Source organism: uncultured Leptotrichia sp., from assembly GCF_938036635.1.
Taxonomy (GTDB): Bacteria; Fusobacteriota; Fusobacteriia; order Fusobacteriales; family Leptotrichiaceae; genus Leptotrichia; species Leptotrichia hongkongensis.
Genome location: NZ_CALHQO010000198.1, coordinates 1 through 7,046 on the forward strand (window position 1 = coordinate 1; position 7,046 = coordinate 7,046).

The 7,046-nt window shown below is 35.7% G+C and carries 7 protein-coding genes and 2 pseudogenes; 8 read left to right on the forward strand and 1 reads right to left on the reverse strand.

Going from position 1 to position 7,046, the window contains the following annotated elements:
• The 8 genes and pseudogenes from Q0370_RS03880 to Q0370_RS11770 all read left to right on the forward strand — a co-directional run.
• A pseudogene (locus tag Q0370_RS03880) lies at positions 1–169 on the forward strand (GTPase); the annotation flags it as partial.
• Positions 170–828: 659 nt separating this feature from the next.
• The gene (locus Q0370_RS03885; protein ID WP_299572372.1) at positions 829–1,866 is read left to right on the forward strand and encodes an RnfABCDGE type electron transport complex subunit D; all 1,038 of its coding nucleotides are present in this window, start codon (positions 829–831) and stop codon (positions 1,864–1,866) included.
• A gap of 159 nt (positions 1,867–2,025) precedes the next feature.
• A complete protein-coding gene (mfd, locus tag Q0370_RS03890) occupies positions 2,026–5,049 on the forward strand; it encodes a transcription-repair coupling factor (protein WP_299572374.1) in 3,024 nt (1,007 codons plus the stop codon).
• Between the two features lie 4 nt (positions 5,050–5,053).
• On the forward strand, positions 5,054–5,503 hold the full coding sequence (locus Q0370_RS03895) for a hypothetical protein (RefSeq protein ID WP_299572379.1): 450 nt from the start codon (positions 5,054–5,056) through the stop codon (positions 5,501–5,503).
• A gap of 50 nt (positions 5,504–5,553) precedes the next feature.
• Positions 5,554–5,712 (forward strand): hypothetical protein, encoded by a 159-nt coding sequence (locus Q0370_RS03900; RefSeq protein WP_299572381.1) that lies wholly within the window; start codon positions 5,554–5,556, stop codon positions 5,710–5,712.
• The gene (locus tag Q0370_RS03905) at positions 5,705–5,866 is read left to right on the forward strand and encodes an NADAR family protein (protein ID WP_299572384.1); all 162 of its coding nucleotides are present in this window, start codon (positions 5,705–5,707) and stop codon (positions 5,864–5,866) included. The genes Q0370_RS03900 and Q0370_RS03905 overlap by 8 nt, the downstream gene beginning before the upstream one ends.
• A gap of 235 nt (positions 5,867–6,101) precedes the next feature.
• A pseudogene (locus tag Q0370_RS11765) lies at positions 6,102–6,230 on the forward strand (transposase family protein); the annotation flags it as partial.
• Between the two features lie 63 nt (positions 6,231–6,293).
• A complete protein-coding gene (locus Q0370_RS11770) occupies positions 6,294–6,770 on the forward strand; it encodes a transposase family protein (RefSeq protein WP_367270831.1) in 477 nt (158 codons plus the stop codon).
• Between the two features lie 92 nt (positions 6,771–6,862).
• Here Q0370_RS11770 and Q0370_RS11775 read toward each other — a convergent pair.
• A partial coding sequence (locus tag Q0370_RS11775) for a hypothetical protein (RefSeq protein WP_367270832.1) occupies positions 6,863–7,046 on the reverse strand: 184 nt, incomplete at its 5' end.

Genomic DNA, 7,046 nt, shown 5'->3' on the forward strand with positions numbered 1-7,046 from the left:
GCCAGGACTTATTGAAGGTGCTCATGAAGGAGTGGGACTTGGAGATAGATTTTTAAAGCATATTGAAAGATGTAAGCTGATTATTCATATTGTGGATATTTCAGGACTGGATGGGCGTAGCCCAGAGGAGGATTTTATAAAAATAAACCATGAATTAAAAAATTATAGTGATGAAATTAAAAATTTAGTAAAACAATTAGAAGATGAAACTAAAAAAGTAGGAGATAAAATAAAAGAAGTTAAGGAAGTAAAAACAGAAAAAGTAGAAGCTAAAAAAGAAGAAAAAAAACCTGAACAGAAAAAAGAGATACAACAGCAGCCTGTAGCAGCAAATGTTCAGGCACAGCCTCAGTCTCAAACACAGCAACCAGCTGTAAATACGCCTTCGCAACAACCTGCGGCATTAACAGAAGGTGCAGTTAATCCAGAATTTGCTCTTAATGAAGGAAACAAAGTTAATGGTAAAAAAGAAAATAGAAAAAATAGAAGAAATAATAGAAACGGATTATCTAAAGCGCCAAGACATAGCCGTTTAAAAGATAGTTCAGCAGCAGCACCAAAAGAAACTACATCAAAAGTTAAATCTCAAGATTCTGCTCCAAAATCATCTGGAAGCAGCAGTTCTGGTGGTAGCGGAAGTAGCAGTTCAGGTTCATCTTCGTCAGGTGGAGGAGATTCAAGCTCTTCAGAATAGCGGTGTTCAAATTTTTTGAAAACATAGTTAACGCAAGTTAAATAAATTTTTGATTTTAGTAACTAATTATAGAAAATTATATTTATCAAAACATGGAAATATCAAAATATAAAAGAAAGGTAGTGAAATTTAATATGTTTAGAAGTAGGAGAAAAGAATTACAGGAAAATTTAACAAAAACTAATATAGATATTTTAGTATCTCTAATTCCCATGTTGCTTGTAGCATTTTTTGTTTATGAAATAACACCGGTTTTAGTGATATTATCAGCAATTATTGCTTCAGAACTGATAGAAATAATATTTTCATTCTTAATACAGAAGAACAGAGATGCTTTAAAAGATTTTTCGGGAGTTGTAATAGGGGCTTTAACAGGATTTGTGCTTGCTCCATTTACACCATTTTACGTAGCAGCATTTGCTGGTGGAATGGCCACACTGTTTGGAAAAGTTATATACAAAGGAATGGATAAGAAAATTTTTAATCCTGTGATTTTGGGGAAATTATTTGTGTTAACATTTTTCCCAGCAGTTCTTGCACCTAATTCTACAGCATGGACTAATTCAGAAATTTTGAATATATCCAATGAAAAGATATCAGGGTTGGCATCTTTGATTTTAATAAATAAAGGTATAATTGGTGAATTTTCAATAATTGCAATGGTTTTAGGAGCTATATATTTAATGTTTAGAACAAAAATAACTTGGCATGTGTCAGTAGCATTTTTCATTACAATTTTCATTGGATACTATGTATCTTCTAGTCATAATGTAGATGTAACAACTTCACTTGGAGAAGTAATATTTATGGGAATTTTTGTTTTGACAGATACTTTCACTACTCCTCAACATGGGTTTGGAAAAATATTCTTTGGATTTTTAGCTGGACTTTCCACAGTAATATTCTGGTTTTTAGGAATTCATACTGAAGCAATTATTTATTCAGTGTTAATTTTGAACCCTTTCACAAAACCTATAAATACAATTTTCAAGCCAAATGTATTTGGTGAGGAATCAGTTTCTTTTGCTGAAATAATACAAGGGATTGGTTTTGCAATTATTGTAGTTTTAATTGTATTTGCAACATCTTACCTGCATACTTATGGATTTATTCCATATATTGTTTATATTTATGTTGTATACGGAATATGGCGATTATATAACAACAGATAAAAATAGGGAAGGCTTTTTATGAACTTTAACTTAAGTTTTTAAGATAAAAAAATAGATATTTTACAATCTGAAAATAATATTTACCGCGGTGCAATTCCGTGGTTTTTATTATGTTCGGAAAAGAAAAAGATAATTTATATTTCCACATCCAACAGAAATTTGGAAAATTATCATGCAATGCTGGAAAATTACTATGAAATGTCAGAAAAACAAAAAAATATTTTAATGAAAAAATCTAAAACTGGCAAAAAAAATAGTAAAGAGAATATAAATAAGCTAGAAGATAAAAAAATAATTGATATTTTTGAAAACATCTCACAAAATAAGGAAGATATTACTGGAATAAATATAAGATTGCTGGATATTTTAAAAAATCAGGAAAAATTTATTTTATTTGTAAATTTACAGATTACTTTGGATATATTTTTTGAAAAAGTTAATTTTTTTTCTTTTGAAACTGGGAAAGAATACAGTTTTTCAAAAATTGTGGAATTTCTTGTGGAAAATGGGTATGAAAATTCATATTTGATTGAGAAAAAGGGTCAGTACAGCAGACGTGGGGATATTCTTGATATTTTTCCGCCAGATTTGGAAAATCCTGTTAGACTGGAATTTTTTGGGGATGAACTGGAAAGTATAAGAATTTTTGACATTGATAGCCAGATTTCTGTGGAAAAAATGGAAGAAATAAAAGTTTTTGGAAATTTGCTTTCTGGAAATAATTATGAATTGATTGAACTTATTGACGAATTAAGGGCGGAAGACGTAACGATTGTTATTGAAAATGAAGAATTGCTGGACTATAAAATGGAAGAGTTTATTTTGCTTGACAGAAGCCGTGAGGAAACTTATCGAAAAAGGTATGAAAATCTGAAGAAAAAAAGTATTTTTGTGCAAACTAAAAATTTCTCGCAGGAGCAGATAGAGACTTTTAGGGATAAAAATAGGCTTGAAAAATTGTCAAAAATTGAAGATGTTTATATTTTTACGAATAACTATGAGAAGAAAATGGCTGAATATGGGCAAATTCTGACTGAAAAGGAAAACAATCTGGAAATTGAAAAATATGAGCTGTTTGAAGGATTTATCTTTAGTGATATTTCAGAAAATCCAGATAATAAAAATAGAAAAAATAATTTTATTGTGCTTACAGACAGGGAGCTTGACGGATATATTTATGAGCGAAAGAAAAAAACAGTAAAAGCTATAAAATATAAAAAAGTCAATCAGATAATCGAAGGCGACTATGTAATCCACGTTCAATACGGTGTTGGAATTTATAAGGGAATTCAGACAATGGAAGAGCGGGATTATTTGAAAATCAAGTATGCTGACGAGGATATTTTGTATATTCCTGTGGAAAAGCTGGACAGACTTGAAAAATATGTGTCCAATGATACAGAACCGCAGTTGTTCAGGCTGGGAACACGTGGATTTAAGCGAAAAAGAAAAAAACTCGAAGAAGATATTCAGAAATTTGCGGCAGAACTTATCAAAATACAGGCAAGAAGGCAAAGTCAGAATGGTTTTGTGTATCAGAAGGATACTGTATGGCAGGAGGAATTTGAGGCAAATTTTCCATTTGAGGAAACAGAAGATCAGAAAAATGCTATAAATGATGTGAAAAGAGATATGGAAAGTCCGCAAATAATGGACAGGATTGTCTGTGGAGACGTTGGATATGGGAAAACGGAAGTTGCGATGAGAGCGGCATTTAAAGCGATTGATAATGGAAAGCAGGTTGTTATGGTAGCTCCGACTACAGTGCTTGCAGAACAGCATTTTGAAAGATTTAAAAGAAGATTTGAAAATTATCCGATTACAATTGAGAATTTATCACGGCTTACAAAAAGTAAATCAAAAGATATTTTGAAAAATCTAAAAAATGGAATTATTGACTTAGTTATTGGAACTCACAGGCTTCTAAGTGATGATGTGCAGTTTAAGAACTTAGGACTTTTAATTATTGATGAGGAGCAGAAATTTGGAGTTAAGGCTAAAGAAAAGTTAAAATCACAAAGGGAAAAACTGGATGTGCTGACATTAACTGCGACTCCGATTCCACGTACATTAAATCTTGCAATGCTTGGAATTCGAGAGATTTCCATAATTGACACTCCGCCAACAAACAGGCTTCCTATTATAACAGAAATTCTGGATTGGGATGAGGAAACAATAAAAATGGCGATACTGCGTGAACTGTCACGTGATGGGCAAGTTTTCTATATTTATAATGATGTAAAAAATATGAAGGAAAAATTGAAGGAACTGAAGGAAATGCTTCCAGACTTTGTAAAAATAGAATTTATAAATGGACAGCTTCCGCCAAAGGAAATTAAGGATAAGTTGTTGCGTTTTGAAAACGGGCAGTTTGACATTCTGATTGCTTCAACAATTATTGAAAATGGAATTGATGTGGGAAATGCTAACACTATTTTGATTGAAAACTTTACTGGTCTAGGCTTATCGCAGGTGTATCAGCTGAAGGGGCGTGTAGGGCGTAGCAACAGGCAAGGATACTGTTATTTATTAAAAACGAGAAATATTACAAAGCAGGGACGTCAAAAGGAAGAAAGCATGCTAAAAGTGGAAGGAATAAAATCAGGAGGTTTTCAAATTTCGATGGAAGACTTGAAAATACGTGGTGCTGGGGAAATTTTGGGAGATAAGCAGCACGGAACGATTGAAACTTTTGGATATGATTTATATATAAAAATGCTAAATGAGGAAATTCGTAGGCAAAAGGGCGAGTTTGTCGAAAAAATAGAAAATGTGGAAATTATTCTGGATGAAAGAGGCTTCATTCCTGAAACATATATTGAAAAAGATGAAAGGCTAAATATCTATAAACGTTTTGCAATGCTGGAAACAGATAGCGAATTAACTGATTTACTTGATGAAATTAGAGATAGGTTTGGAAAAATTCCAGAACAGATGAAAAAATTTATTTTAAGCATTAAATTAAAATTATTTGCTGAAAAATACAAAATTCAGAGAATTTTTGAAACAAGAAATCATTTTGAACTATACTTTTTAGGAAACGCTCAAAAAGAACAGGCAGAATTAAAAGAAAAAATTGAAAGAGCTAAGGGGGGATGTAGCGAATGCCCAGAGAGACGGGGAAGTCTTAATCAAGGGTGCCATTCCACCAGAGTATTTTCATTTTATCGAATAGAAGGATAAACTAATGAACGAACAAGAAATTCATCATTTACTTTACGACATTCCAGAGAATGTTGATTATACGGATATTCCGCAGGAGCTGGATTTAGAAGATGTTCCTAAAGAAAGAGTTGATAAATTACGAGATTTACTCCATTCAGATGATTTGGCAGTGCGTTTTGATGCTGCATTGCTATTGACAAATTGGGGGGTGGAAGACGGTCTGAATACTTTGATAGACTTGTTTGAGAAAGGAGAAACGAAGGGATTTATCCCTCATCATCTACATCCTTATGATGACACCAACAAACATATTTTAGATGCGTTAATTGGCTATTGGGCGAGTCAAACTGATTTACATAAAGAACAAGAAGCTCGTAAAAGGATATATCCTACGATTATTTCAATCATTAAGCAAGCAGTACATTCATCTTATAGTATTGCGCAAATTGGTTTTTTAATAAAAAAGATTTAGATATTCATAAAGAAGTTTATACAGAATATATCCTAGTTTTAGAGGATTTTTTGACAGCTATTATTGACGATAAAGAGAGGAACTATTGGCGCATTCATGACGCTCTTAAGTTGCTTTTAGAGGTGGATGAACCTTTTGTTCAGAAAATCTTGACTGAAAAAGGCAAAATATTGGCTGATTTTGGTTTAGATGGAGAAGAAAATGGCTGAAATTAAATTTTATCGGGTAAATGATGCTTATGGCTATCTGTCGAATTTCGCTCCCTACCCTTTTGAGATAAATGGACTAATCTGGTCAACTTCGGAGCATTATTTTCAAGCTCAAAAGTTTTTGGACAAAGAGGGTTATTCATTAGGGGCGTGACACCCCAACCGCCTAACCACTCTTCACCACACAGAAAAACAACGACCCCTCACCTCCTGTCCACGTATGATGGTGAAATACCAAAACCAACCACCAACCATACACGCACAGGTAGGAACCGTTGCCTTCTCACCGTACCACCGGCCTGAGACCAGCACAATTCACGACCCTCCTAGCACTCCTGACCAACACCCTCACCTAGAATACTCCGAACACTAAACCTCATAAACTCACCCTCACCCAGGGGCTGAAAGCCACCCTGCTGTATCTACGCCAGAACCAGACCGAAGAGTTCTTAGCCGAAGACTTCGGAGTTTCTCAACCAACGATCAGCCGCATCCTGAACAAGATCGAAACAGCACTGCTACACGTCTTAGCCCCAGCAGTACCGCCCATACCTGAAACCCTGCTGCAGAGTTCTGGGACCGTGATCGTCGACGGCACCCTCGTGCCCACCTACAACTGGCATGGTCCAGGAATGCGCCTATACAGCGGTAAACACCACTGTGCTGGATTCAACCACCAGATTATCTGCACTCTAGATGGTGTACCCTTGGTGATCACCGACCCCGTACCCGGGGCACACCACGACACGTTTGCGTACCGGTGGTACGGATTGGACAGATTCTTAGACCCGCACGATACTCTGGCCGATAAGGGCTACCAAGGACTAGACCTGATCACCCCGGTGAAGAAACTACCCGGCGGAGAACTCACCGACGACGAGAAACACCTGAACCGGCACATCAATCACCACCGGGTCGTCATCGAACGCGTGATCGCACACTTCAAGTGTTGGCGGGTACTCTCTAGTATCTTCCGCAGACCCCTCACCTCGTACCGGAGAGTGTTCTCGGTGGTGCGGGCACTGTTTTTCTGGATACAAAACCACCCAAATGAATAACCCTCCTGGTTTTAACACATCTAAATCATCTAGACCAGCTTCTTTTCTAACTCTTGGAGAGCCTCCTTTAAATACTATGTCTTCTAGACCTTCTATATCTGTTTTTGCAACAGCAAGTGTGTCAGTTTCTGGAACTCCCCAATCCTCTCGTAAACGCGAAATTTCATCTGGGCCCCAATTTGTATCTTCCTCCTCAACCTTCCCAGCCTTAGTGGCTTCGGTATCCACCTCTTCTGGCTTCTACACCTTCTTGTCGGCATCAGGGGTGACTTCGGG